This is a genomic window from Nonomuraea sp. NPDC050383 (assembly GCF_044459125.1).
Lineage (GTDB): Bacteria > Actinomycetota > Actinomycetes > Streptosporangiales > Streptosporangiaceae > Nonomuraea.
The window spans coordinates 245,360-269,942 of the sequence record NZ_JBITIP010000004.1 but is presented as its reverse complement, the minus strand read 5'-3'; the positions used below and the strand labels follow the sequence as shown (position 1 = coordinate 269,942).

Annotated in this window: 20 protein-coding genes and 1 tRNA gene; 11 read left to right on the top strand and 10 right to left on the bottom strand. The window is 72.8% G+C overall.

All coding sequences use genetic code 11. The features are described from left to right. Positions 1 to 95 precede the first annotated feature (95 nt). The 6 genes from ACIBG4_RS12660 (at position 96) to ACIBG4_RS12635 (ending at position 7,837) form a co-directional block, all read left to right on the top strand. The gene (locus ACIBG4_RS12660; RefSeq protein WP_397202128.1) at positions 96 to 1,178 is read left to right on the top strand and encodes a glycosyltransferase; all 1,083 of its coding nucleotides are present in this window, start codon (positions 96 to 98) and stop codon (positions 1,176 to 1,178) included. Then, a complete protein-coding gene (locus ACIBG4_RS12655; RefSeq protein WP_397201924.1) occupies positions 1,175 to 2,293 on the top strand; it encodes a glycosyltransferase in 1,119 nt (372 codons plus the stop codon). Before ACIBG4_RS12660 ends, ACIBG4_RS12655 begins: the two co-directional genes overlap by 4 nt. A 1-nt stretch (position 2,294) precedes the next feature. Beyond that, entirely contained in the window at positions 2,295 to 3,623 is a 1,329-nt protein-coding gene (locus tag ACIBG4_RS12650) for a lipopolysaccharide biosynthesis protein (protein WP_397201923.1), read from the top strand. Between the two features lie 76 nt (positions 3,624 to 3,699). Beyond that, on the top strand, positions 3,700 to 4,596 hold the full coding sequence (locus tag ACIBG4_RS12645) for a hypothetical protein (protein WP_397201922.1): 897 nt from the start codon (positions 3,700 to 3,702) through the stop codon (positions 4,594 to 4,596). Continuing rightward, entirely contained in the window at positions 4,593 to 5,384 is a 792-nt protein-coding gene (locus tag ACIBG4_RS12640; RefSeq protein ID WP_397201921.1) for a formyl transferase, read from the top strand. The genes ACIBG4_RS12645 and ACIBG4_RS12640 overlap by 4 nt, the downstream gene beginning before the upstream one ends. Before the next feature lie 116 nt (positions 5,385 to 5,500). Continuing rightward, positions 5,501 to 7,837: a hypothetical protein gene (locus tag ACIBG4_RS12635; protein ID WP_397201920.1), complete on the top strand. Its 2,337-nt coding sequence runs from the start codon at positions 5,501 to 5,503 to the stop codon at positions 7,835 to 7,837. Positions 7,838 to 7,864: 27 nt separating this feature from the next. On the opposite strand, the gene ACIBG4_RS12630 is transcribed toward ACIBG4_RS12635, so the two are convergent. Further along, on the bottom strand, positions 7,865 to 9,145 hold the full coding sequence (locus tag ACIBG4_RS12630) for a hypothetical protein (RefSeq protein WP_397201919.1): 1,281 nt from the start codon (positions 9,143 to 9,145) through the stop codon (positions 7,865 to 7,867). A gap of 396 nt (positions 9,146 to 9,541) precedes the next feature. On the opposite strand from ACIBG4_RS12630, the gene ACIBG4_RS12625 reads away from it, so the two are divergent. Genes ACIBG4_RS12625 through ACIBG4_RS12605 form a run of 5 tightly spaced genes read left to right on the top strand, consistent with a single transcriptional unit; the run spans position 9,542 to position 15,113 of the window. Then, a complete protein-coding gene (locus tag ACIBG4_RS12625) occupies positions 9,542 to 10,699 on the top strand; it encodes a glycosyltransferase (protein ID WP_397201918.1) in 1,158 nt (385 codons plus the stop codon). Continuing rightward, the gene (locus ACIBG4_RS12620) at positions 10,696 to 11,655 is read left to right on the top strand and encodes an NAD-dependent epimerase/dehydratase family protein (RefSeq protein WP_310716401.1); all 960 of its coding nucleotides are present in this window, start codon (positions 10,696 to 10,698) and stop codon (positions 11,653 to 11,655) included. Before ACIBG4_RS12625 ends, ACIBG4_RS12620 begins: the two co-directional genes overlap by 4 nt. A 44-nt stretch (positions 11,656 to 11,699) precedes the next feature. Continuing rightward, positions 11,700 to 12,689, top strand: a complete 990-nt coding sequence (locus tag ACIBG4_RS12615) for an NAD-dependent epimerase/dehydratase family protein (protein WP_397201917.1) — start codon at positions 11,700 to 11,702, stop codon at positions 12,687 to 12,689. Beyond that, entirely contained in the window at positions 12,686 to 13,726 is a 1,041-nt protein-coding gene (locus ACIBG4_RS12610; protein ID WP_397201916.1) for a glycosyltransferase family 4 protein, read from the top strand. The genes ACIBG4_RS12615 and ACIBG4_RS12610 overlap by 4 nt, the downstream gene beginning before the upstream one ends. 4 nt (positions 13,727 to 13,730) lie before the next feature. Next, positions 13,731 to 15,113, top strand: a complete 1,383-nt coding sequence (locus ACIBG4_RS12605) for a polysaccharide biosynthesis tyrosine autokinase (protein WP_397201915.1) — start codon at positions 13,731 to 13,733, stop codon at positions 15,111 to 15,113. Here the strand turns inward: ACIBG4_RS12605 and ACIBG4_RS12600 are convergent. From ACIBG4_RS12600 to ACIBG4_RS12560, 9 genes are all read right to left on the bottom strand, one after another. Further along, complete coding sequence (locus ACIBG4_RS12600; protein ID WP_397201914.1) at positions 15,091 to 15,666, bottom strand: hypothetical protein; 576 nt, start codon at positions 15,664 to 15,666, stop codon at positions 15,091 to 15,093. The two genes, ACIBG4_RS12605 and ACIBG4_RS12600, sit on opposite strands and share 23 nt — an antisense overlap. 2 nt (positions 15,667 to 15,668) lie before the next feature. Further along, positions 15,669 to 17,399 carry a DUF4012 domain-containing protein gene (locus ACIBG4_RS12595; protein ID WP_397201913.1) on the bottom strand — a complete coding sequence of 577 codons (1,731 nt, stop codon included), beginning with the start codon at positions 17,397 to 17,399 and terminating at the stop codon, positions 15,669 to 15,671. Between the two features lie 46 nt (positions 17,400 to 17,445). Continuing rightward, entirely contained in the window at positions 17,446 to 18,327 is an 882-nt protein-coding gene (locus ACIBG4_RS12590) for an LPXTG cell wall anchor domain-containing protein (protein ID WP_397201912.1), read from the bottom strand. 528 nt (positions 18,328 to 18,855) lie between these two features. Then, a complete protein-coding gene (locus ACIBG4_RS12585; RefSeq protein WP_310716411.1) occupies positions 18,856 to 19,080 on the bottom strand; it encodes a helix-turn-helix transcriptional regulator in 225 nt (74 codons plus the stop codon). A 156-nt stretch (positions 19,081 to 19,236) separates the two neighbouring features. Continuing rightward, positions 19,237 to 19,309, bottom strand: a tRNA-His gene (locus ACIBG4_RS12580). Positions 19,310 to 19,457: 148 nt separating this feature from the next. After that, positions 19,458 to 20,051 carry an oligoribonuclease gene (gene orn, locus ACIBG4_RS12575; RefSeq protein ID WP_310716412.1) on the bottom strand — a complete coding sequence of 198 codons (594 nt, stop codon included), beginning with the start codon at positions 20,049 to 20,051 and terminating at the stop codon, positions 19,458 to 19,460. Between the two features lie 69 nt (positions 20,052 to 20,120). After that, positions 20,121 to 21,323, bottom strand: a complete 1,203-nt coding sequence (locus ACIBG4_RS12570; RefSeq protein WP_397201911.1) for an APA family fibronectin-binding glycoprotein — start codon at positions 21,321 to 21,323, stop codon at positions 20,121 to 20,123. A 64-nt stretch (positions 21,324 to 21,387) separates the two neighbouring features. Then, positions 21,388 to 22,767 carry a hypothetical protein gene (locus ACIBG4_RS12565; protein ID WP_397201910.1) on the bottom strand — a complete coding sequence of 460 codons (1,380 nt, stop codon included), beginning with the start codon at positions 22,765 to 22,767 and terminating at the stop codon, positions 21,388 to 21,390. 20 nt (positions 22,768 to 22,787) lie between these two features. Next, positions 22,788 to 24,560, bottom strand: a complete 1,773-nt coding sequence (locus tag ACIBG4_RS12560; RefSeq protein ID WP_397201909.1) for a serine/threonine-protein kinase — start codon at positions 24,558 to 24,560, stop codon at positions 22,788 to 22,790. Between the last annotated feature and the right edge of the window lie 23 nt (positions 24,561 to 24,583).

The following is a 24,583-nucleotide window of genomic DNA, read 5'->3' as shown; positions in this document are numbered from 1 at the left end:
GTATGGCCCGGGGCACGGGCGGGCAATGTTTGCGGTCGCCGGAGCGTCGCCGCCGCCATGGGCCTGCCGATGGCGATGATGCGCTGGTGAAGACCATGACGCACGTCTGCGAAGTGATCAAAGTTCTCCACGTCGGCGGCGCCGAGACGCTGCTGGTGGAGCGCCTGCTCGCCGCGCCCCGGGCGGATATGCGCTACACGGTGGTGTGCCTGTGGGCCTCCGACGAGCGCGTCGAGCGGCTCGGCGCCGCGGGCATCGAGGTCGTCCAGATGGTGTCCGGCCCACTCCCGCTGCGCCTGCTGCGCCTGGCGGCCGCGGTCAGGCGGCTGCGGCCCGACGTCGTCCACCTGCACTCGCCGCTGCCCGCGTCGCTGCTGCGCGTGACGACCCGGCTCTGGCGGCGGCGCCCCGCGCTGATCTCGACCGTGCACAACGTCCGCTACCGCCTGCCGACGATGCTGCTCGACCGCGCCACCGGATGGCTGGACACCCACACGGTGGCCGTCTCCGCGCAGGTCGCCCGCGCCGTCGCCAGCCGGGGCGCGCGCCGGTTGTCCACCAGGATCCACGGGGTGGACGTCGCCGGGCAGCGCCGCCTGGCCGGGGAGGCCGCGCGCATCCGTCGTGAGTGGAACGTTCCAGAATCGGCCTTCCTGATCGCGCACGTGGCCAACTTCCGGCCGCAGAAGCAGCACGACCTTCTCATCCGGGTCGCGGCCAGGGTGGTGGAGCGGGACCCGCGGGCCGTGTTCCTCCTGGCCGGACAGGGGCCGCTGGAGGAGCAGATAGCCCGCCAGGTGGCGGACCTCGGTTCGGACGGCGTGCGGTTCGTCGGCTGTGTGCCGGACGCCGCCCACCTGATCGCCGCGGCCGACCTCCTCGTCCTCAGCTCCGCGTACGAGGGCCTGCCCGTTGTGATCATGGAGGCGCTCGCCGCGGGCGTGCCCGTGGTGTCCACCTCCGTCGGAGGCGTTCCCGAGCTCATCGAGCACGGCCGGAACGGCTACCTGACCAGGCCCGGACACGCCGGCGACCTCACCGAGGCGATCCTGCGGGCGATGCGCCCCGACGAGCACGCGCGGCTGCGCGAAGGCGCGCGGGAGAGCGCGGACCTGGTGGACATCAGCCGGACGGCCGAATGGTTCGAGCGGCTCTACGACGAGGTCCTGGCGTCATGACGGCACAGAACTCCCGGCCCGGCCCACGTCTGCGGCGGGTCGCGCTGCTCATCGGGCACCTGGAGGTCGGCGGCACCCAGAAGCAGCTGGCCCTGATCGCGCTGGAGCTGCGCCGCGCGGGCGTCGAGGTGGACGTCCTGACCCTGTCGAAGGGCGGCCCCTTCGAAGCGCCGCTTCGCGACGGTGGCGTCGGCGTGCACCACCTCGGGTTCGCCAGGGGAGCCGGCGCGGGGAACGCGCGGACCTTCGCCCGCATGGTCGGTACGCTGCGGCGGCTGCGGCCGGATGTGCTGCACGCCTTCCTCTACCACGGCTACCTCATCGGGGTCCCGGCCGCCCGGCTGGCCGGCGTCCCGGTCGTGGTCGCGGGACGGCGCAACGAGAGCCGGCTCGACCTGCGGCATCCGTGGAGCGCGGTGCTGGACAGGGCGGTGACCCGGATGACGGATCACGTGGTCGTCAACGCGGTGGCGCTCGCCCGGGACGCCGTCTCGGCCGGCGCGCACCCCGACCGGCTTTCGGTGATCTACAACGGCCTGCCCGGCGCGGCGTTCGATCCGGCCGAGCCGGAGCCGGTCGGCACGAGCCTGCCGGTGCTCGCCTGCGTGGCCCGGCTCAGCGAGGAGAAGGGGCACCGCTTCCTGCTGGACGCGCTGGCGCTGCTGGCCCGGCGGGGCCGGCCGTGCACGCTCGTGCTCGCGGGCGACGGCCCGGAGCGTGACCGCCTGGAGCGGCAGGCTGCCGTTCTCGGCATCGACGTGCGCTTCCTCGGGTCCAGGACGGACAGCGCGGGCCTGCTCGCCCGTGCCGACGTGGTGCTGCTGCCCTCGCTCACCGAGGGCCTGAGCAACTCCGTCATGGAGGCGATGGCGGCCGGCCGGCCGGTCGTCGCCACCTCGGTCGGCGGCAATCCCGAGCTGCTGGAGGGCCGGGGGGTCCTCGTCCCGCCGTCGGAACCGGTGGCGCTCGCCGACGGGATCGGCCGGCTGCTGGACGACCCGGAACTGGCCGGGCGGCTGGCGTCCGCGGGGCGCGCGTGGGCGCGCAAGCACTTCGACACACACGTCATGGTCGACGAGCACGTCACCCTGTACCGCCGGCTCCTGGAGAAGTGACATGCCCGACAGGTCCCCGCAGGACACGACGTCCTCGGCGGCCGTCGCCTTCCGCGCGCTGGCCACCCGCGGGGTCCGCCTGGCCCTGGAGACGGCGACGGGGGTGCTCATCGCGCGCACCCTCCAGCCGGAGGGCAGGGGCGTCTACGCGGTGATCACCACCGCCGCGTACGCCGCGATCGTCGTGGGCCACCTCTCGCTGGAGAAGTCGCAGATCACCCTCTGGTCGGACCGCTCGCGGCAGCAACCGCTGGCCACGAACGGCCTGATCCTCGGCCTCGTGCTGGGCTCCCTGGCGGCGCTGGGCGCCCTCGGGCTCGTCGCGGTGAACGGCTCGCCCGGCGGGTTCGCCCTGTGGGCGACGGCCCTGTCGGTGGTGCCGCTCGGCGCGGCCACGGTCAACCTCAACGGCATCCTGACCCTGCGCTCGCGGATGGACGTGGTGAACCGCTGGTCGCTCCTGACCGCGCTGGTCTGGTGCCTGCCCGTCGTGGCGCTCGCGGCCACGGGCCGCCTGACCATCGGCGGCGTGATCGTCTGCTGGGCGATCGCCATCGCCCTGCCCTTCCTTCTCGTGGTGGGCGGGGTCCGGCCCGCCTCCCTGCGGGTGGACCGCGCCCTGGCGAGACGCCAGCTCGGCCTCTCGGGCAGGTACCACGTCGGATGGGTGGCCCTCTACCTCCTCGTCGTCGTCGACGTCCCGCTGCTCGGCGCGCTGGACTCGCCGGCCACGGTCGGCGTCTACACCGTCGCCGTCACGGTCATGACCCTGACCCGCATCCCCTGCGAGACCGTCGCGCAGGTCGTGCTGCCCCAGCAGGCCGCCAGCGAGGTGGAGGAGGCCAAGCACATCACGGCCCGCGCGTTCAGGCTCGTCTTCCTGCTGTCCTTCGTCCTGGTGGCCGGGCTCGCCGTCTGCGCGCCCTGGCTGATCCCCCTGGTCTATGGCCGGTCCTTCGCCGGAGCCGTGGCGCCGCTGCTCGCGCTGGCTCCCGGGACCGTCGCCCTGATGCTCATCCGGCCGCTGGAGCAGCATCTGGTACGGCTGGCGCGCCCGATGACGATGACGTACGTCTCGATCGGCGCCCTCTGCGCCAACGTCCTGCTCAACCTGGTGATGATCCCCCGATGGGGCGCGGTGGGCGCCGCGCTGACGTCCACGTTCACCTACAGCGCCATGGCCGCCGTCGAGCTGTTCCGGTTCACCCGGGCGACCGGGGTTCCGCTGAGCGCGCTGGTCCCGCGCGTCGCCGACGTGCGGGTGGTGCTGCGTCCCGTGATGAGGAACCGGGAATCCCCGAAGAGGGAGTCACTGCGGCAAACCCGTTGACATGGCGGCCAAAAATTAGATCAAGTCAGACTTTCGGTCATTCGGCGGTGAAAGCCCGATGACTAAGGTCGGCCGCATGCCGGGAACATGCATCCTGTCCGTCGACACCGAGCTCGCATGGGGCACGGACACCGCCGACCTGCCGAAACTCGCGAAGGTCTTCGACGAGGAACCGCGGATCATCAGGCGGTTGATCGGCCTGCTGGACGACTACCGGATCCCGGCGACCTGGGCCGTGGTGGGCCGCCTCCTCCTGCCACCGGACGGCCGGGAGCCCACGCGGACGCCGCAGGAGTGGTACTACGCGCCCTATCTGCTCGACTGGATCAAGGGCGCCCGCGTCGAGCACGAGATCGGCACGCACACCTTCACCCACGTGTACGCGCACCACGCGTCCACCACCCGGGAGGTCTGGCTGCGTGAGCTCGAAGCGGCCGCCCGGGTCAGCGAACGGCTCGGGCTGCCCATGCGCTCCATCGTCCATCCGCGCAACCAGATCGCGTACGTCGACACGCTCCCGGACTTCGGCATCATCGCCTACCGCGGCGTCGAGCGGAACTGGTACGGCAACCGCCTCGGAGCCCTGCACTTCCTGGACCGCGCCCTCGGGACGCCGGCCACGACGTACGACCTGAGCACGCTGAGGAAGGGCGAGCGGCTGGTGAACCTGCCCGCCTCGCAGTTCCTCGTCGGGAGCAACGGGCCGCGCAGGATGATCCCGGTCTCCTCCCGGGTCAGGCAGGCCCGGCTCGGGCTCGACCGCGCCGCCCGCCGGGGCGAGCTCTACCACCTGTGGTTCCACCCCTTCAACCTCGACGGCGACCTGATGTTCGGCGCGCTGGAGCGGATCCTGCGCGAGGTCGCCGCCCGCCGCGACCGGGGCGAGCTGCGGGTCCTGACCATGGAGCAGGCCGCCGAGCACGTCCTGCGGACCGCGACGGTCACCGGCCCCGGGACGGCGACGCGCGCATGAGCGAAATCATGATCATGGCGTCCCGTGGCGAGACGTCGTACCTCCTGATCAACCACCTGGCGGAGCGGTTCGACGTGTCCGTGGTGGTGTTCGAGGCGGCGCACCAGGCGAAGATGCTGCGGCACCGCCTGCGCAGGCTGGGCGCGGGCGCCGTCGCGGGCCAGCTCGCCTTCCTCGGCTACGACCGCCTGGTGATCGCGCCCAGGTCCCGGGCCCGCATCGCGGCACTGCTCGAGGGGCACGACGTCCGCCCGCCCGACGGCCGCCTCGACGTCCTGGACGTGGACTCGGTGAACAGCGAGGAGGTCGCCCGCCTGCTGGCGGCCCGCCCGCCCGCGGCGGTCGTGGTCTCGGGCACGGGCATCATCGCCAAGCGGATCCTCGACCGCGCGCCCGCGTTCGTCAACATCCACGTCGGGGTCACGCCCCGGTACAGGGGCGTGCACGGCGGTTTCTGGGCCGTGTACGAGGGCCGCCCCGAACTGGTCGGAACGACCATTCACCTGCTCGATCCGGGGGTGGACACCGGCGAGATCATCGAGCAGCGGGCCGTCGCAGTCGACCCCTTCACCGACACGTACCGGACGCTTCCCGTCAAGCAGTACCTGGGCGCCCTCGACGCGATGGCGGACGCCGTCCGGGCGGTGCTGGACGACCGGGCGCGGCCCTATCGGCGGACGGATCTGGAGAGCCGCCAGTGGTATTCGCCGACGCCTCGGCAGTACCTGGCCTTCAGGCGGGAGATGAACCGGATGCGGCGGTCGAGCAGGCAGCCGGTGCCGCGGTGAGCCCTCTCCAGGCGGCGGCCGCGTACACTCATGGCCACATCAGGGAACGGCAAGGAGTCTGCCTCGCGCCGAGCGCCTGACCTCGACGTGATCATGGGCGCGGCCACACTCCCCTCATGGCCACATCTCGTCAAGATCACGCGCCCGGACCACCGGGGGACGTACGACCGGGCCCGCCGGCCGGGCAGGGACGGCACCCGGCTCGCCGGACCTGGGGGCGGCGGCTCCTCGCCTGGGCGCCCGCGGCACTCACGATCGTCTTCGTCGCCGCCGTCCTGAACCTGCACGGTGTCTCCGTCCGGGACATCGCCTGCTACGGCGCGTACCTGGTGCTGTGTCTCGCGCTTCCCGGCCTGCTGCTGGTGCGCGCCCTCTACGGCGACAACCGCACGCCGGCCGAGGAGCTGGCGCTGGGCACGGCGCTCGGGTTCGCCGTGGAGGTGGGCGTCTACATCCCGGCCCGCGCGGTGGGGCTCCCGCTCCTCGTCCTGGCGTGGCCGATCGCCACCTACGCCGCGTTCCTCGCGGTGCCCGGCCTGCGCGGGCACTGGCGGGGCAAGGGAGCCGGTCCCGCCGCGCCGGTCTGGTGGCCGTGGGTGCCGGCGCTGCTCATCTGCTACCTGGTTGCCAAGACCTCCCACAGTCTCTACGGCATCGCCCCGCTGACCTGGCCGGACCTGGTGAGGTACGCGGACGACGCGCCGTTCCACCTCGGCCTGATCGGCGAGCTGAAGCACCACATGCCGCCGATGAGCCCCATCGTCGCCGGTGAGCCGCTGTTCTACCACTGGTTCGTCTACGCGCACTGGGCGTCGGCGAGCTGGATCACCGGCGTGGAGCCGCTGGTGCTGCTGCTGCGCCTGGGCATGCTGCCGGTGCTGGCCGCGTTCGTCGTCCTGGTCGCGATGCTCGGGCGCCGGGTGACGGACTCGTGGGCGGGCGGCGCGCTCGCCGCCGGGGCCACGCTCCTCGTGGGAGCCCCGCGGCTGTTCCTCGGCTCGGCCGGGACGTTCACCTGGGGCGGCATCCACGACGCGGCGTGGTTGAGTCCCACGTTCGCCTTCGGGGCGGTGCTGTTCGTCCCCGTGGTCCTGCTGGTGACCGACCTCATCCAGCGACGCCGGTACGACCTGCGCGGATGGCTCCTGCTGGGGGTGTTCCTCCTGGCCGTCATGGGGGCCAAGGCCACGTACCTGCCGATGCTCCTCGTGGGGCTGGTGGCCGTGGCCCTGGTCGAGGCGGTACGGCGGCGCCGGGTGCCGTGGCCCGTGCTCACGGCGCTCCTGATGACCGGTGCGTGCCTGGCCTTCGCGCAGTTCGTCCTGTTCGGCGGGCGGCGGCAGGGGCTGATGGTCGCGCCCTTCTCCTACCTGCGCACCGTGTGGCAGGAGCTGACCGGCATGCCGGTGGGCACCGCTCCGGCCCTCGCGTCGCTGGCCGGCGTCGCGGTGATGTACCTGCTGGCCTGGGCCGTCACCTGGAGCCCGATGCTGGGGCTGCTGAGCAGGCCGAGGCTGCTCGTCCGGCCCGACGTGGTCCTCCTGACCGGCATCGGCGCCGCCGGGCTCGGCGCCATGATCGTGTTCGACCATCCCGGCCAGAGCCAGGTCTACTTCCTGTGGGGGTCGCACCCCTACCCGGTGATCATCGCGGTGTTCGGCGTCCTCGCCGTCCTGCGGCGGGCACGGGTGCCGCGCGGGCTCGTCGTGGGCGCGATCGGTGCCGGGCTGACCGCGGCCTACGCGATCCCCTTCCTGTGGGGCGTCACGGCGCCGCTCGGGCCGGGGCAGCCGGACACCGCCCTCTACCTCCCGTACCTGACGCTGCTCGTCGCCGTCGCGCTCGCGGTCGTCGTCATCGTCGTCACGCGGGCCCGGACGCGCGGCTGGGCCCTCCTCGTCACGGCGCTGGCCGTCATCGGCCTGCCCGCGGCGCACCACGCGCGGGTCGTCTCCTTCCTGTCCGGGCTCGCCGGGCAGCCCGCCGCCGCCGCGGCCGAGCCGGCGCCGACGGCCCCGCTCGGCGCGCTGTCCGCGGCGCGCTGGCTGCGCGACCATTCCTCGCCGGAAGAGCTCGTGGCCACGAACGTGCACTGCCGCTGGGGCGAGGAGGACCCCTGCGACTCGCGCCAGTTCTGGCTGTCCGCGCTGACCGAGCGGCGCATGCTGGTCGAAGGATGGGCGTTCACGGTGCACAACGCCGACAGCTGGCAGCCCGGACGTCTGGAGGAGCACCAGCCGTTCTGGGATCAGGAGCGGCTGGAGGCGAACGACGCGGCGTTCCGGTCGCCGTCCACGGCCGCGATCCGGGAGCTGCGGGAAGGGCGCGGCGTCCACTGGCTCCTGGTGGACGAGCGGAGCCCGGGAGTGAGCCCCGCCATCGGGGACTTCGCGCGGCTCGGCTTCCGCAGCGGCGACTTCGCCGTCTACCGGACCGAGGCACCCGCGGGCTGACGGCCCGGGGACCCGTGCGGCGCCACCTCAGCGCCGCACGGGCGCGGGTGGGACCGGAGCCGGTGGGACCGGATCGGGCGCGCCGGGCGCACGCGCCTCCGGCGGAAGGGACGAGGGCTCCTCGCGGGACGTCCTGGTCCAGGCCACCGCGGCCAGCAGGCTGGTGACCATGACGATGGGGATGCGCTGCCGGAAGATCAGCCCGATGTTGGACATGGTGGTCGCGTAGGCGATCGTGCAGGGCACGATGAACAGCAGGAGCAGCAGCAGCGTCCTGCGGTCCTCGCGCCACATCCGGCGGCCTCCCCGCACGGCGGCGTACAGCAGGACGTACCAGGTGAGCACGTCGATCTTGCCCAGGTGCATGGTGAGGCTGCCGCTGGCCCACGGGAAGGGCGACATGACCGTGTAGAGCAGCTTCGGCCCCAGAGCGTCCCACCGGTCGCCGCCGTCGTCGAAGAGCACTCCGGAGTCGCTGTCGGCGTTGGCGCGGATGACGACCTCCGACTGCCCCCGGTCGAGCTGCCGCTCCGCCTGCTCCAGCGGCGTGTTCTCGTACACGCCGCCCGCGAACAGCATGGCGACCACCAGGATCGCGCCGAACGCGAAGAGCTTGCGCAGCGACAGTCTCGACTTCGAGGCCACCACGCCGCAGACGAGCGGCAGCCCGGCGACGAAGACCATGTACGGGCGGACGTACCACAGGCACCACAGCAGCGGCGCGGCCGCCAGCAGCATGCCGAGCCGGAACCGGTGCGCGACGGACACCCCGATGCCCACGCACGCCACCACGAGGAACGCGTTGAACCCGTCCTTGTAGGTGTCCGACGTGTGCAGCAGGAACGCGGGCATGAACGCGGTCACCGCCAGCAGCAGGAACGCCGCCCGCTCGTCGGCCCCGATCAGCCGGGCGACGCGGTAGATGACGACGCAGAGCGCGCAGGCCAGCAGGGCCACGACGGCCGTGCAGGCCAGCGGCGCCGGGCCGCCGCACACGTACATGATCAGTGCGAAGACGTTGCACGGCAGCGCGGCGGTCCCGAGGAAGTTCAGGTTCTCCTCCGTGACGAACTGCAGGCCGTCCAGCTTCCAGGAGTTGACGATCAGCATCGCGCGCGCCTCGTAGGCCAGGTTGTCGCCGCCGTAGTCGATGACGCCCGCGCGCATCACCAGGACGTGGACGACCAGACGCACCCCGAACGCGGCGAGCAGGACGGGCAGGGCCCGCCGGGCCACCGGCGCGTCCAGGTGCGCGTTGACCAGCATGACGAGTGTCACGGCGGCGGCCGCGACGATGACGTATTCCATGGATGACGACTTTCAGTCCACCTGAGCACCGTGCGGCGACGCCCAGCAGCCGATCCGAACCGCCGGCAGGCAGGTCGGCGACGACGACGCTAGCGCCGACGACTGGGCGGCTCACTTTTCGCGGGAGGTGAATGGCCCGCTGATTACTCCGCTTTGCGGACTCTTTCCGGTAAGGCGGATTTTCTGCTGCGCACCTTGTTCCGGGAATGGCGACAAATCCTCAAGAGAGTAAGCGGCGACTCCCGGACGATCATGCTCAGGTAGGGAGGGAGAAAACATTTCACCACTCTCCGCGACGGCATGAGCGGAACGCGCCGATATCGCAGCTAGCTTCGCGGAGGTGAGCCAAGCCTGTCACTGGGGAGCCGTATGAAGCCGGACAGTCGGATTCGCGTCATGGAGATCATCGCCCGCATGAACGTGGGCGGTCCCGCCACGCTGGTGTGCGGGCTCTCCGCACGGCTGAACCCGGAAGAATTCGCGCACCGCCTCTACACCGGCCACGTCGACGGCGGCGAGGGCGACCACCTCGAGCTGCGCTCCTCCGGCATGCCGGTGCACCGCATCCCGGGACTCGGCCGCACCATCAGGCCGACGGACGACGTCCGCGCGCTGTCCGGGCTCGTGTCGGCGATGCGCTCCTACAGACCGCACATCGTGCACACCCAGACGGCGAAGGCGGGCGCGCTCGGGCGGGTCGCGGTCAGGCTCGCCGGGATCCCCGCCGCGCGGGTCCACGGCTTCCACGGCCACCTGCTCCACGGCTACTTCTCGGGCCCGAAACGCGCGCTCTACGTGGGGACCGAGCGGTTCCTGGCGTCCATGTCCGACCGCCTGGTCACCGTGGGCGCGCGGGTGCGCGACGAGCTGCTCCAGGCCGGCATCGGACGCCCGGAGCAGTACGTCGTCATCCCGCCCGGCGTCCGGCTGGGAGCGGTGCCCGGCCGCGGGGCCGCCCGGCTGGCCCTCGGCCTGCCGCCGGAGGCGCCCGTGGTGGCGTACGTCGGCCGCCTCACCCAGGTCAAACGGCCCGACAGGTTCGTCGCGGCGGCCCGCGAGATCCTGCGGGCCAAGCCGGACTGCCACTTCGTCGTCTGCGGCGGCGGCGAGCTGCTGGAGCAGCTGGAAAGGGACATCGAGCCCGTCCGCGCGTCCTTCCACCTGACGGGCTGGCGCAAGGACGTGGAGACCGTCTACGCCGCCGCCGACGTGGTCCTGCTGACCTCCGACAACGAGGGGACCCCGCTCACCCTCATCGAGGCGCAGATGGCCGGCACTCCGGTCGTCGCCTCCCGCGTCGGCAGCGTCGCCGAGGTCGTCCAGGACGGGCGCACCGGGCTGCTCGGCGCCGCCGACTCCGCGGAGCTGGCCACGCACGTCCTCCACCTGCTCTCCGACCCCCCGCTCGCGAGCCGGCTGGGCGAGGCCGCCCGCCGCTGGTCAACGGCCTCCTTCGACGTCGACCGCCTGGTCGCCGACACCGAGACCCTCTACCGATCGCTGGGCGAGTCCCGCCGGGACCGTCGTGTCACCACAGAAGGGATCAACGGGTGAAAGTCCTGGTAACCGGCGGCGCCGGTTTCATCGGCGCGAACCTGTGCCGGACGCTCGCCGCGCTGCCCGAGATCGAGGGCGTCACGGTCCTGGACGACCTCAGCACCGGCGACCTGGCCAACCTCGACGGCGTGGCCGTGCGGTTCGTGCTGGGCAGCATCCTCGACGCGGACCTCGTGGGCCGCCTGGTCGCGGACGTCACGACGGTCGTCCATCTGGCGGCGCGCCCATCGGTGCCCCGGTCGCTGGCCGACCCCCTGGCCACGCACGAGGTCAACGCGACCGGGACGCTCCGACTGCTGGAGGCGTGCCGGGCGACGAGGCCGCACGTGATCCTCGCCTCCTCCTCGTCCGTGTACGGCGACACGGCCGGGCCGTTCAACCACGAGGACCTGCCGGCCAGGCCGCTCAGCCCGTACGGCGTGAGCAAGCTGGCGACCGAGGCGTACGCCCTGGCGTACGCCTCCAGCTTCGGCCTGCCGGTGCTGCCGTTCCGCTTCTTCAACGTCTACGGCCCGTTGCAGCCGGCCGACCACGCCTACGCCGCGGTCATCCCGGCGTTCGTGTCGCGGGCACTGGAGGGCGCTCCGGTGCCCGTTCACGGCGACGGCCACCAGGCCAGGGACTTCACCTACGTCGGATCGGTGACGGAGGTGCTGGGCGAGGCGGCGCTGCGCCGGGTGACGAGCGCGAGGCCGGTCAACCTGGCCTTCGGCACCCGCGTGCCGCTGCTGACGCTCAAGGAGGTGCTCGGCTCGGTGCTGGGCCGGCCGATCGAGGCGGTGTTCCTGCCGCCGCGCACGGGCGACATCCGCCAGTCGCAGGCCTCCCCGGACCTGCTCCGCGAGCTCTTCCCCAGGGTCCGCCCGACCTCGCTGGAGGACGGGCTCCGCATGACGGTCGCCTGGTTCCAGAGGGAGACGACCGCGACCGCGAGCCCGGGCGTGCCCGCGTGAACGGCCGCGGTCTCCAGCAAACGAACTCGTCACTAGGGGAAAGCATGAGCAACGCAAGCAGCCTCAGGTACCTGATAACGGGCGGCAGCGGCTTCGTCGGGTCGCACCTGACCGACGCCCTGCTGGCCCGCGGGGACGAGGTCGTGGTCCTCGACAACCTGTCCACCGGCCGGCTGGCCAACCTGCGCCCGCACCCGAGCCTGCGCTTCGTGCAGGGCTCCATCCTCGACGAGCTGATCGTGGACGAGCTGGTCCGCCAGTGCGACATCGTCGTCCACCTGGCCGCGGCCGTGGGCGTCAAGCTCATCGTGGAGCAGCCGCTGCGCTCCCTGATGACCAACATCCGCGGGTCCGAGATCGTCATCGAGGCCGCGCACCGGTACCGGAAGAAGATCCTGGTCACCAGCACGAGCGAGATCTACGGCAAGAACTCCTCCGGGCCGCTGCGCGAGGACGCCGACCGCATCCTCGGCAACACCGGCGTCGTCCGGTGGGCCTACAGCACCGCCAAAGCCGTGGACGAGATCCTCGCCAACGCCTACCACCACGAGCGCGGCCTGCAGACGATCGTCGTGCGGCTGTTCAACACCGTGGGGCCGCGGCAGAGCCCGGCCTACGGCATGGTCATCCCGCGCCTCGTCCAGCAGGCGCTCACCGGCGTGCCGCTGACCGTCCACGGGGACGGGACCCAGACCCGCTGCTTCGCGCACGTGGCCGACGTCGTCGACGCCCTGCTGCGGCTGCTCGCCTCGGAGGCGGCGATCGGGCAGACGTTCAACATCGGCTCGGGGCACGAGGTCAGCATCCTGGAGCTGGCCAAGCTCGTCGTCGAGCACACCGGCTCCACCTCCGGGGTGGACCTCGTCCCGTACCACGAGGCCTACCAGAAGGGCTTCGAGGACATGACCCGCCGGGTGCCCGACACCACCAAGCTCCGCGAGCTCACCGGGTGGGTTCCGCGCCGCACACTGGACGTGATCCTCAGCGAGGTCGTCAAGGAGGCCCGCGAGGAGCTCGCGGCGGCGTCGCGGTGAGCGGAGCACTCACGTCCGCCGCCTGCGCGGCCGCCTTCCTGATGACGGCGGTGACCGCCGTCCCGCTGAAACGCCTGGCCCTGCGCTGGGGCATGACCGACCGGCCGGGCGGGCACAAGGCGCACAAGCGGGCCACCCCGTACCTGGGGGGCGTCGGGATCGCGCTGGTCACCGTCCTCACCACGGTGGCCGGAGGCGGGCTCGCCGACCTGCGGCTCACCGCGATCCTGCTGGCGGCCACCGCGGTGGCCGCCCTCGGCCTCATCGACGACATCGCCGCGCTCCCGGCCGTCACGCGGCTCACCGTGGAGGCGGTGGGCGCCGTCGGCGTCGTGCTGGCCGGGGTGGAGCTCACCGTGACCGGAGGGTGGGCGGACGGGCCGCTGACGGTGGTGTGGATCGTCGTGGTGACCAACTCCTACAACCTGCTCGACAACATGGACGGCGCGCTGGGCGCGGTCACCGCGGTCAGCGCCGCGTTCCTGGCCGTGGTCGCGTTCCTCCGGGGGGAGGCCGCGTTCGGGCTCTTCCTGGTGGTGCTGGCCGGCGCCGCGCTGGGGTTCCTGCCGCACAACTGGGCGCCGGCGAGGATGTTCATGGGCGACACCGGGTCGCTGTTCATCGGCTTCGGCCTCACCTGCTCGGCGATCGTCCTGGTCACCGGGCGCGGCCCGGACACGACGGTCGCGGGGCTGCTCCTGCCGGCCTTCGTCGCGATCGTCGACACGGGGGTGGTGGTCTTCTCGCGGGTCCGGGCGGGCCGGTCGCCGCTGTCGGGCGGCACCGACCACGTCTCGCACCGGCTGCGCCGGCTGGGCTTCGACACCCGGCTGGTCGCCGTGGTGCTCGGGCTGACCGCCGGGCTCGCCGGCGCGCTGTGCACGGCGATGGTCCTCGGCCTGGTCCCGCCGCTCGCCGCGGCGATCGTCGCCGCCGTGACGGCTCTCGCCGCCATCGGCCTCTTCCAGGGCGTGCACGTGTACGCGCCACGCCGCTCCTTCGAGAACCCTCCACGAATCCGCGAAAGGCGGCGATGATCCGTTGGACCTGCTCTACTTCATCCGGCTCGCCCGCAAGAACTGGATGCTCCTCGTCCTGTCCTTGATCCTCTCGGTCAGCGCCGCGCTGGTCGTGACCGCGAACATGCCGCCGAAGTACGCCGCGACGGTCACCATGCTGTTCTCCAGCCACGACAAGAAGGGCGCGTTCTCGCCCGCGTACCAGATCAGCAGCCTGGCGCAGGGCGCGCAGTCGTACGCCGCCCTGCTGACGAGCCGGCGGACCCTGAGCCAGGTGACCAGGCCCGAGGACGTGGCGCGCCTGCGGGACAACGTCACCGCGGAGATCGTGCCCGGGACCGTCCTGCTGCGCGCGATGGTCACCGACGGGGACCCCGCCCGGGCCGCCGCGCTCGCCAACGGGCTGGGCGCCCGGTTCGCGTCGCTGGTGGAGCAGATCGAACGGCCGACGCCCAACAGCCGGCCGACCGTCAAGGTCACCATCATCGACCAGGCCGAGGTCCCCAAGCAGCCGGTCAGCCCCGTGCCGGTGGTGAACGTCCTGGTCGGCGTGCTGATCGGGCTGATCGTCGCCGTCAGCTCCCTCATCCTGCGCGACCGTCTCGACACCACCGTCAAGACCACGGGGGCGCTGCAGCAGGCGGCCGGCAGCTCGACGCTCGGCGTCATCAGCTACGAGCGGGACGCGCGGCGCCACCCGCTGATCGTGCGGCACAAGGGACGCTCGTTCCGGGCCGAGGCGTTCCGGTCGCTGCGCACGAACCTGCAGTTCATCGGCGTGGACCGGCAGCCGAAGTCGCTGGTGGTGACGAGCTGCCTGCCCGCCGAGGGCAAGTCGTCCACCTCCTCCAACCTGGCCATCACGCTCGCGCAGGCCGGCTGGCGGGTCCTGCTCGTGGACGGCGACCTGCGCCGCCCCCGGCTGCCCGACTACTTCGGCATCGAGGGCGGCGTCGGCCTCACCGACGTGCTGATCGGCAAGGTCCGGCTGGAGAGCGTCATCCAGACGTGGGGGGACCCGCGCCTGTTCGTGCTGCCCTGCGGCCAGATCCCGCCGAACCCCAGCGAGCTGCTCGGCTCCCAGGGCATGCGGCAGCTCCTGGCCGAGCTCACGGCCCACTACGACATCGTCATCATCGACGCGCCGCCGCTGCTGCCCGTCACCGACGCCGCCACGCTGTCCGCGCTGTGCGACGGGACGATCCTGGTGGCCAGGTACGGCCGGACCCGGCAGGAGCACGTCGTCCGGGCCGTCGAGCTGCTGACGTCCATCAACGCCCGCCTCGTCGGCACGGTGCTGAACTTCGTCCCGCCCAAAGCCAGCCGATACGACGGCTACGGCTACGGCTACGGATACGAGGCCCGGGTGGAGGAGCCCGAGGTCAAGACGCCGGTGGGTGTGTGAGCAGCCGCAGCGGGACCGCCAGCGCCTCGGCGATCCGGCGTCCCGCGGCCCGGTAGGCCCACCGGGACCGGCCGTACGGGTCGGGGATGTCAGGGGCGTCGACCCGGACCAGGCCGCGCAGGGACGCGGCCTGGTCCACGAGCGTCCGGGCCCGGCGCGCGGGGTCGCGCTCCCGCGCGACCTCCTCGACGGGGACCTCACCGGCCAGCGCGCCGAACTCCGCGATCGTGAACGTCCGCGGGGCCGCCGGCAGATGCAGGGCAACGGCCGCGGCCCGGTGGGCGGCGGTCGCGGCCAGCACCAGGTCGGCTCCGGCCACCAGCGGGGCCGTCAGCGGCCGGGAGACGAAGCCGGACGGGTCGCCGCCGAGCCGCAGCAGCACGCGCACGGCGTTCCCGGGCATCGGCCTGCCGGGGACCGCGCGGGTTCCCGCGCTCCCCACCTCGAACGCCGGGCCCAGCGCCGCGCGGGCCAGGCGCTCGGCCAGCGGCGACCGGCAGAGGTTGCCCGTGCACACGAACAGGATGCGGAAGGCGTCCGTGGTGTCGCGCACGCTCAGCCCTGGGGCGAGGGGGACAGACAGCCGCGCTGGTCCTGGAGGATCCGCGTCGTCTGCGGCCGCACGAGCGGCTGCACCGGCACCTCCGGCGCCGCGGCCGACGCGGGCTCCATCAGCAGGAAGTCCACGGTCCGCGCCTGGCCGGGGGCGAACTCCAGCACCGTGGAGTAGACGGGATGCGACCGCTCCACCTCCCGGATGGGCTCGATCCGCTCGCCGTCCACGCGCACCTCCTCCGCCCTGGCGCCCACGCCCGCGTACAGCGACACCCAGAGCAGCGTCGAGCCCTCGGCGTGGCGCTGGTCCGGCGCGTCGAGGCGGGTCGTCACGTACTCCGGCAGGCTGCGGCGCGGCACGTCGTTGTCCAGCCGCACGCGGACGCGTGAGGCGCGCCACCCGCTCGGGCTGCACCGCCCGAGCCGGTACTCCAGCGAGCGGTTCAGGTAGTAGTCGAGCTTGTTGCCGGCGGAGTTGTTCACGACCAGCCCGGCGAACGGCCCGGGGTCGCGCGGCAGGACACCGCCGAGCGGGGTGGCGGCCAGGCGGCGCTCCTCGGCGTCGTGGCGGCTCCAGATCTGGATGCGCCGCTCCTCCACCATGCGCGTCAGGACGGACACCGCCCTCAGCGGGTCGGGACGGGCCTGGAACATGGCCTCGCTGACCGCGCCGGCGATCCGGATGAGGAACCGCTTGCGCCGCTGCGGGTCGTCGAAGCGGGCGTAGGCCTCCCGCTCGGTGAGGTCCACGACGTTCCGCGCGGTCACGACCGTGCCGTCCGGCAGCTTGACCGGGCCGATGAGCTCCAGCAGGCGGGACAGGCCGACGGGGTCGGTGGCGATCGCGCCGTCCAGGCGCTGCCCGGTCTGCCGCTCCCACAGCCCGGCCCAGGTGGCCGCCGCGTACGGGAAGTGCGGGGACAGGTTGGAGATGGACAGCATCGAGAGGGCCTCGCGGCCGTAGCGGGCGCGGTAGGCGCGGCCGTGGTCGGCGACCGGCACGGGGCTCTCGGCCAGGCCCGTGTTGGCGGAGAGCCGGTCGATGCCGATCTTGCCGTGTCCGGCGCGGAGGATGCCGAAGGCGCCGACCAGGCCCCCGGTGCCGCGGGACTCGGCGTTGGTCTGGAAGGCCAGGAAGTAGTGGCGCGGGCCGTCGTGGCCCAGCATCGGGGGGAGCAGCGCGGCGGCGCCCGCCGCGGCGTGGAGGTAGCCGAGCAGCCGGTCCGTCTCGCGCAGGGCCGTCGCGCGGGCCGCGTCCAGCTCGGTCAGGCCGGTGTCCGCGGGGGTGGCGGCCAGGCGCTGCCTGGCCTGGTCGATCCGGGTCACGGCGGAGTCCAGCCCGGGCCCGGCCGCGGCGAGCTCGCCGAGCATCCGGGGGGCGTCGCGCATGGAGAAGCCGCCGGGCCGCACCAGCCGCTCGCCGCTCTGGTGCACGGTGGCGAGGACGTCGGTGAGGTCGGCGGCGGTGTCGGCCAGGCCGCGGACGGCCGTCGCGCCGTCCCCGACGAGGGGCGAGCGCGTGAGCAACGACCAGTCCGGACCCGCGGTGAGCCGGCGCGCCTCGGCGGCGTGCCGGCGGGCGTCCGCGAGCGCCCCGTCCATGAGTTCCGGGGCGCTCGCGGGGAGCCGTTCCAGCGCGTCCCTGGTCGCCTGGAGGTGCTCGCGCACGTCCAGGCCGAGACGCGCCTCCCAGGCGCCGGCCAGCGTGAGACACGCGGCCGGACCCAGCAATCCGGCGACGAGGAGTCGTCGCCGGGTCCTACGTGGCTGCCGCTTCTTACTTGGCATCGGAGGAGCGGCGGCGCCTCACGGCGACGACGGTGCCCGCGGCGCCGATGAGCAGCAGGCCCGTGCCCGCGGCCATCAGCGGACGCACGTCCGTGCCGGTCATCGGCAGCTCGGCGGCCTCCTTCTTCCAGCACTCCACCTCGAAGCAGCCGCCGTCGTGGCCGTGGGGGCCGCCCCACGGGCCGTCGTCCCAGGGGCCGAGGTCCACGGTGAAGTTCTTGTCGAAGTCGCTCGGCGTGGGCGTCGGGGTGACGAGGTCGTCGTCGTCCGACTCGTCGTCATCGGACTCGTCGTCGGAGTCGTCCTCGTCGTCCCCGTCGTCGTCCCCGTCATCGTCATCGTCGTCGTCGAGGGCCTGGATCAGGCCCGCGTCGGTGTCCGCCAGCTCCTCGGTCGTGGTGGTGCCGGGCACGAGACCCGACTCACCGTCGTCGGCCGCCAGGGCACCCGGGGTGTCACAGATCTCGTCGCACTCCGCGGCCGAGCCCGGCACGAGGCCGGAGATGGGCTGCGGCGCCGGGGTGTTCGACAGGACGTCGAGCTGGCTGAAGTCGCCGAGGTCCACGTCACCGGACGACTGGTGGGCCGACGCGGACTCGGTGGAGTCCTGCTCGTCCTCGTCCTCGCCCACCCCGACGGAGACGGCGTCGGCCTTGGCGCCGTTCTCGTTGTCGCTGACGTTGTTGTTGTGGAGGCAGGCGTCGACGTCGGCGTCCACGCGAGGGCACGGCGGGTACGGCGGCTGCAGGAGCGGCACCCGCACGGCCGTGCCGGCCTGCGCGGCGGTGGTGGCCTGCGCGGCGGAGGCCGTGTGCGCGACGGCTGTGGCCAGCCCCGCGGTTCCGAAGGCGATCCCACCCCCTACCGCCACGGCCGCGAATATTGATTTCCTGACTTTTTGTGCCATTTCGGACTCCCCGAGACGGTAGTGCGGGCCATAGAACATGGCGACGGGAATAGCCCGGCGACATGTTCACTACGGAACCCGTTATATGTGCCGGGTCCGGGGACGCTCCGCGCGGCACACGAGCCTTACCGAACGATCAGGCATCGTTCGCCGGCCGTTGACGCTGCCGCGATGGCCGGGCCCGCAAGGGGTTTCGCGTATTCGCCGTCTCATCCGGAGTGTCCCGCGTTCGCGGTCGTCCGGCGCGTGGCTGGCGGCCATGTGCCCTTCTTTTACCCTTCATCCCCCTAACCCGGGCGTCCGCCTTTTGGGTCGTTCTATTTACCGATAAAAGGCGCGAAAGGCCGTACGAACGGAAAAAGAGGGAACGGTGGGAAAGACGGGCACGGCCGGAAAAGCGGGCATGTGAAAACTCCCGCGTGGCGCCGGAACCGGGTCGCGCGGGGTCGTGAAGGTGGGCGGCGATCCCCGGATGGGCGGGCGTGCCCGGGGTCAGCCGTTGCGGGACAGCCAGAGGCCGATGGCGGTGACGCGCGAGTCCACGCCCAGCTTGGCGTAGATGCGGTTGACGTGGTTCTTGACCGTCTTCTCGCTGAGGAAGAGACGCCGCGCGATCTGGCCGTTGGACTGACCCGCGGCGATCAGGTCCATGACCTCCGCCTCGCGCTTGCTCAAGGACGTGAACACGCTATCGAACGCTGCGTCGTCGACTCTCATCCGGCCTCCGGGGGCGCGCAGACGGTCAGAATCGCCGATGCCCCCGCGCTTCCGGCGTTAGCGGTAGACAGTGAGCATAGCTCGCATTGTCCTGCTTTGGGGACGACAAGGAGAAAACGGCGAAGGCCGGCCCCGTGGGACCGGCCTTCGCGTGCGGGTGAGTGAAGGGACTTGAACCCTCGGCATCCAGGACCACAACCTGGCGCTCTGCCAACTGAGCTACACCCACCATGAGCCGCCCCGCGAGGCGGCACAGGAAAAGTGTAGCGGTGTTCGGGAGTCTTTACGCCATCAGCGGCGCGCCGACACGTGTTCGTTCCCTCACTCGCGGGCCCGCCTCCCTGGTCGGCGGCAGGTGCGCCCGGTCGTCCCCCGGGTCAGCCGCTGACGCGCTCGGCCAGTGTGCGCGCCGTCGCCGAGTCGGGGCCGGGCTGGGCCACGAACACCGCCGCGCGGTAGTAACGCAGCTCCCTGATGCTCTCCGTGATGTCGGCCAGCGCCCGGTGCCCGCCCTGCTTCTCCGGCGCCGCGAAGTAGACGCGGGGGTACCAGCGGCGCACCAGCTCCTTGATGGAGGACACGTCGATCATCCGGTAGTGCAGGTGCGCGTCGACCGCCGGCATGTCACGCGAGATGAACGTGCGGTCGGTGCCGATGGAGTTGCCGCACAGCGGCGCCCTCTTCGGCTCGGGGACATGGCGGCGGATGTAGTCGAGCACGAGCGACTCGGCCTCCGCCAGCGTCACCCCGCCCGCGAGCTCCGGCAGCAGCCCCGAGGCGGTGTGCATCTCCCGGACCACCTGCGACATCTGCTCCAGCGACTCGGGCGGCGGCTTGATGACCACGTCGACGCCCTCGTCGAGCTGGTTGAGCTCGCTGTCGGTGATGACACACGCCACCTCGACGAGCGCGTCACGGCCAAGGTCCAGCCCGGTCATCTCGCAGTCGATCCAGACCAGCACGTCACTCATTCGTTCTCCTCGCCCAAGCGGCTCGGAGACACCCGCCGCTTGCTCTCAGGACCAGACTAGTGCCAAGCGTCAGGCAGGCTTGAGCGAGCTGAGAACCTGGGCGACCACATTGGTCCCGAGATTGTCGGGAACGGACACGTAGAACAGGGCCGGGCGCTCCCCCTCACCGCGGTCCATGAGCACGATGGCGCCGTTCTCCTTGTTCCACTTGTAGCCCTTCTGCTTCGAGACCTTGCTGAAGTCGAGCTGGAACTGCAGCAGCCAGGCGTCCTTGCCCCCGACCTTGATCGCCTTGTCCTGAAGGATCTTGGTCGTGTGCTGGATCTGGTAGTACTTGCCGAAGTCGACGTACACCGCCTTGGCCGTCAGGCCGAGGCTCTGCTTGCCCTCGTAGGGGAAGAGGTCGTTCAGGCGGCCCGAGTAGATGTTGCCGATCCAGTCGCTCTCGTCCTGGTACTTCTCCTGGGCGACCTTCTGCACGCCGCTCGACCAGCTCTGCTGCGTGGGATCGGTGCTGGTGACCTCGGAGACGTCCGGCACCGTCCAGCCCTCGGGCACGGAGTACGAGAGGCCGGCCAGCGGGTCGGTGACGCGGCCGTCCTGCGGCTGCGGCAGCTCGGCGGGCTGCGAGCTGGGCGGCGGCCCGGTCGGCGACTCCGACGGCGGATCGGACGGCGCCTCGGTCCCGGTCGGCCCGGAGGTCGGGGAGGAGGCGGCCGACGAGCCCTCCCGGTTCACCAGGAAGATGCCCGCGACCACGATGAGCGCCACCACGACCAGCGCCGCCAGCCCGCCGAACACCCACGGCATGGGGTTGCGCTGCTTCGGCGGCGGGCCGAAGCCCGGGCCGGGGAGCGGCGCGCCGCCCCACTGCGCCTGACCGCCCGGCTGCTGTCCGTAGGGGCCGCCCTCGTGCCCGTACGTGGGCAGCACCCGGGTGGGCTGGGGCGAGCCGTAGGGAGGCTGTCCGGGGCCGCCCGGTTGTCCGGGACCGCCCGGCTGTCCGGGGCCGCCCTGCTGTCCGTGGCCGGGCTGGTCGCCCTGCGCGTACGGCTGCGGGGCGAAGGCCGGCTGGCCGTACTGGAGCGTCGGGTTCGCCGGGGTGGCCGACCAGTCGTGGCCGGGCTGCGACCCCGAGGGCGGCTGCTGCTGTGGCGCCGCCCCGGGCTCCTGAGGATGCGTCGCGTCGGTCCACTGGGCGCCGTCCCACCAACGGAGTTGGGGCGATCCGTAGGGGTCCGGGTACCAGCCCGCGGGGGTCTGCGTGGTCATGCTGGCCAGATTAGTAAGAACCGCATTGATATGCATTGTCGGCGGCGGTGTCGCCGACCGCACCTCAGCACTTGTACGTGAAGCTCGCCTTGTCGGTGCGCACGGGGCCCGGCGACAGGACGCGCAGCGTGGCCGTCGCCTTGACCGTGCTCCTGCCCTTGAGCGCCCACCTCAGCGGCACCTGGTAGGAGGTCTGGTCGGCGGTGGTGCGCAGGGTCCGCCTGACCACCTCCTTGTCGAGATTCTTGCGCCACTCGTACTGGATCTCGCCCGTGCCGCCGTTGGTCACGATGGTGCCGGTGATCACCACGGCGCTGTCGCAGCCCTGTGGTTTCCTGGGGCCGGCGACGTCCACCGACGCGACCGCCAGCTCGGGTCCGCCGCCGCCCAGCTTGAGCCAGGCCAGGATCGCGCCCGCCATGACGACCGCGAACAGCGCCGCGGCGAGGACCGTGCGGCGGCGCCGCGCCCGTGAGGCCCGGACGGCGCGGCCGCCCCGGACGGTCTGCTCCTCCCTGCCCTCGCGCCACATCCGCTCCGCGGTGGTCTCCGCCCTGTCCTGCCGCGTCTCCACGCCGGGACCGAACCGCATCGCCGCAGAGCTCTCGGCGGGCCCGCCGTAGGGGGCCGGGGAGCGGCCGGGCACACGCAGGAGCGTGACGATGTCGCCCTCGTCCACCGGCTCCGGCGGGTACGGCAGCGCCCGCACGGGCGGCTGGGCGAACGCCGAGCGTCCGCGGGCCGCCTGGGCCAGCCCGTCACGGCTGACCATGCCGCCCGGCAGCGCGCCCCGCCCGGACAGCACCGTGTCGCGCGCGGCGGCCAGGCCGTGGGTGGTGGCCGTGGCGGCCGCCCGCTCGAACAGCTCGACGGCTCCGGGCGCGTCCCGCACCGAGGCGGCCAGCCCGCGGGCCAGCGCCGCCCACGACTCGGCGTCGCGCGCCGGCGGCGACGCCTGGCCCCGGATGGCGTCGCTCAGCCCACGCTCCGACAGCAGGGCCCCGCCGTCGGCCGCGATGACCACGGTCCCCGGGTGCAGCGAGCCGTGCGCCACCCCCGCGGCGTGCAGCGCGAGCAGCGTCTGGGCCGTCTCCGCGAGCACCGAAGCGGCGCCGCCCGCGTCCACGGCATCGGCGTTCAGCAGGTCGGACAGCGTGGGGCTGACCGCCTGCGCGGTGAGCAGCCACACCTGCTCCCCGGCGGCGACCACGTCCGCCACCGGGATCAGGCCGCCGAGCCCGCCCAGCACCAGCCGCTGGTCGGTCAGGACGGCCGCCACGACCCGGTCGCGCACGCCGGGCAGCCCGGCCACCCTCGGGTCGAACAGCAGCGCCCCGGCGCGTCGGCCGTCCGGCGCGATCGCGTCGATCCAGTTGCCCACCTCGGTGATCCAGGTGTGCTCGGTCAGCCGGAATCCGGCGATGCCGTCCCTGGCGTTCTCCATCGCGCCGCCCCCCGGCGCTGTCAGCGCCTGCTCCGGTGCCGCCCCGCCACGCGGCGTCTGACCGCAAGTGTGAACGGAACCGCCCCCGACGTCACCAGCCCGGTCGCGAGCAGCACGCCCGCCGCGCTGCCCCGCTCGTCGGCCGGAGCCACGCGCGGGACGTCGCCGTCCCCGGTCGGCTCCCCGTCGCCCCCGGTGGGCCCGCCGAGGGTGGGGTCGCCCTCGCCGCCTCCGTTGCCTCCGTCGCCGCCTCGGGTCGAGGACGGCTGGGTCGTCTGGGAAGGCGGGGGGGTCGTCTCGGTGGGCTCGCTCGTCTGGGTGGGCGGGGTACGGGTCGGCGTGGTGAACGTCGGCTGCGGGCTCGTGGCCGGGGGCGACGAGGGCCGCGGCGCGGTCGTGGCGCCGTCCTGGTCGTCGAGCGTGCCGAGGACCCGCGGCTCGTCCGACGCGGTGGGCGTCGGCGTCCTGGTCGCCCGCGTCGCCCGCGTCCTGGTCGGGGTGGGCGTCGTCCGGGGCGTGCGGCGGGCGCGGGGCGTGGGCGTCGCGGTCCTCGTCGCCACGGGCGCGGCGGTCGCGGTCGGCCCGGTCGTCGGCGTCTGCTCGGTGGAGGGCGCCGGGTCGTCCGACGGCTCCTCGGTGGGCTCCTCCGTCGGCTCCTCCGAGGGGTCGTCCGACGGGTCGCCGATGCCGGGCTCGCCCGCCGCGGGGGAGTCCGCGGTGGGCGTCACCGGGGTGATCTGCGCCCGCAGGGTCGTGTTCCCGTCGAACACGTTGACCGCCACCAGCGCCACGCCGACCACCACGGCGACGCAGGCCGTACCGATGAGGATCTTCGACGACAGCCTGGCCAGCAGCTTCGACGGCTCGGGGAAGCGCGTCTCGGCGAGCGAGGTCTGCGCCTCCGCCGGCACCTCGGGGGGCGTCGGGAACAGCGCGAGCAGCAGCGCAGCCAGGCTCGACAGGCGCCGGCGTCCGCGCTCCTCCCAGCCGGCTCCGTACGCCTCGGCCGCGACGGCCTCCAGCTCGGTCAGGAACGCCTCGGCGGACGGCGGCCGCTCGGAGGCGTCCTTGGCCAGGCCCCGCCGGACCAGCCCCTGCAGCGGGGCGGGAACCTCGTCGACCGGCGGCTGCGCGCTCTGGTGCTGCCGGGCGAGCGCCGCCATGGTGGACCCGCGGAACGGGCGGGTGCCGGTCAGGCACTCGAAGAACACGACCGTGGCGGCGTACACGTCGGTGGAGGGCGCGGCCGGCGCGCCCGACCACTGCTCGGGCGCCATGTACGGCGGGGTGCCGGCGGCGCTCGCCTGCTCGCCGGCCCGCGCCGCGATGCCGAAGTCGACGAGCTTGCTCGCGCCGTCGGCCTGGACCATGACGTTCTCGGGCTTGAAGTCGCGGTGGACCACGCCGATGGCGTGCGCGGCGGCCAGGCCCTTGAGCGAGCCCTTCAGCACGGCCAGCGCGGCCTCGGCCCCGGTCGGGCCCTCGGAGCGGAGCAGCTGGCGCAGCGAGACGCCGTTCACTAGCTCCATCACGATGGCCGCGCCGGCGCCGGCCTCGACGTAGTCGATCAGGCGGGCGTTGTACGGGCCGCGCAGTGTGCCGAGGAGGCGCGCCTCGTGCCGGAAGCGGGCGACGAAGCCCACGTCGGCCCGGAGCTCGTCGGAGAGGTACTTGATGGCGACCTCGGCGCCGTCGTGGTCACGCCGCGCCAGCACCACCCGGCCGGCGGACCCGCTGCCCAGCTCCCGGACGGCGCGGTAACCGGGGACCTCCCATAGCCCACCACCGTGCATAACTGTCTCCTCTGCACATTTAT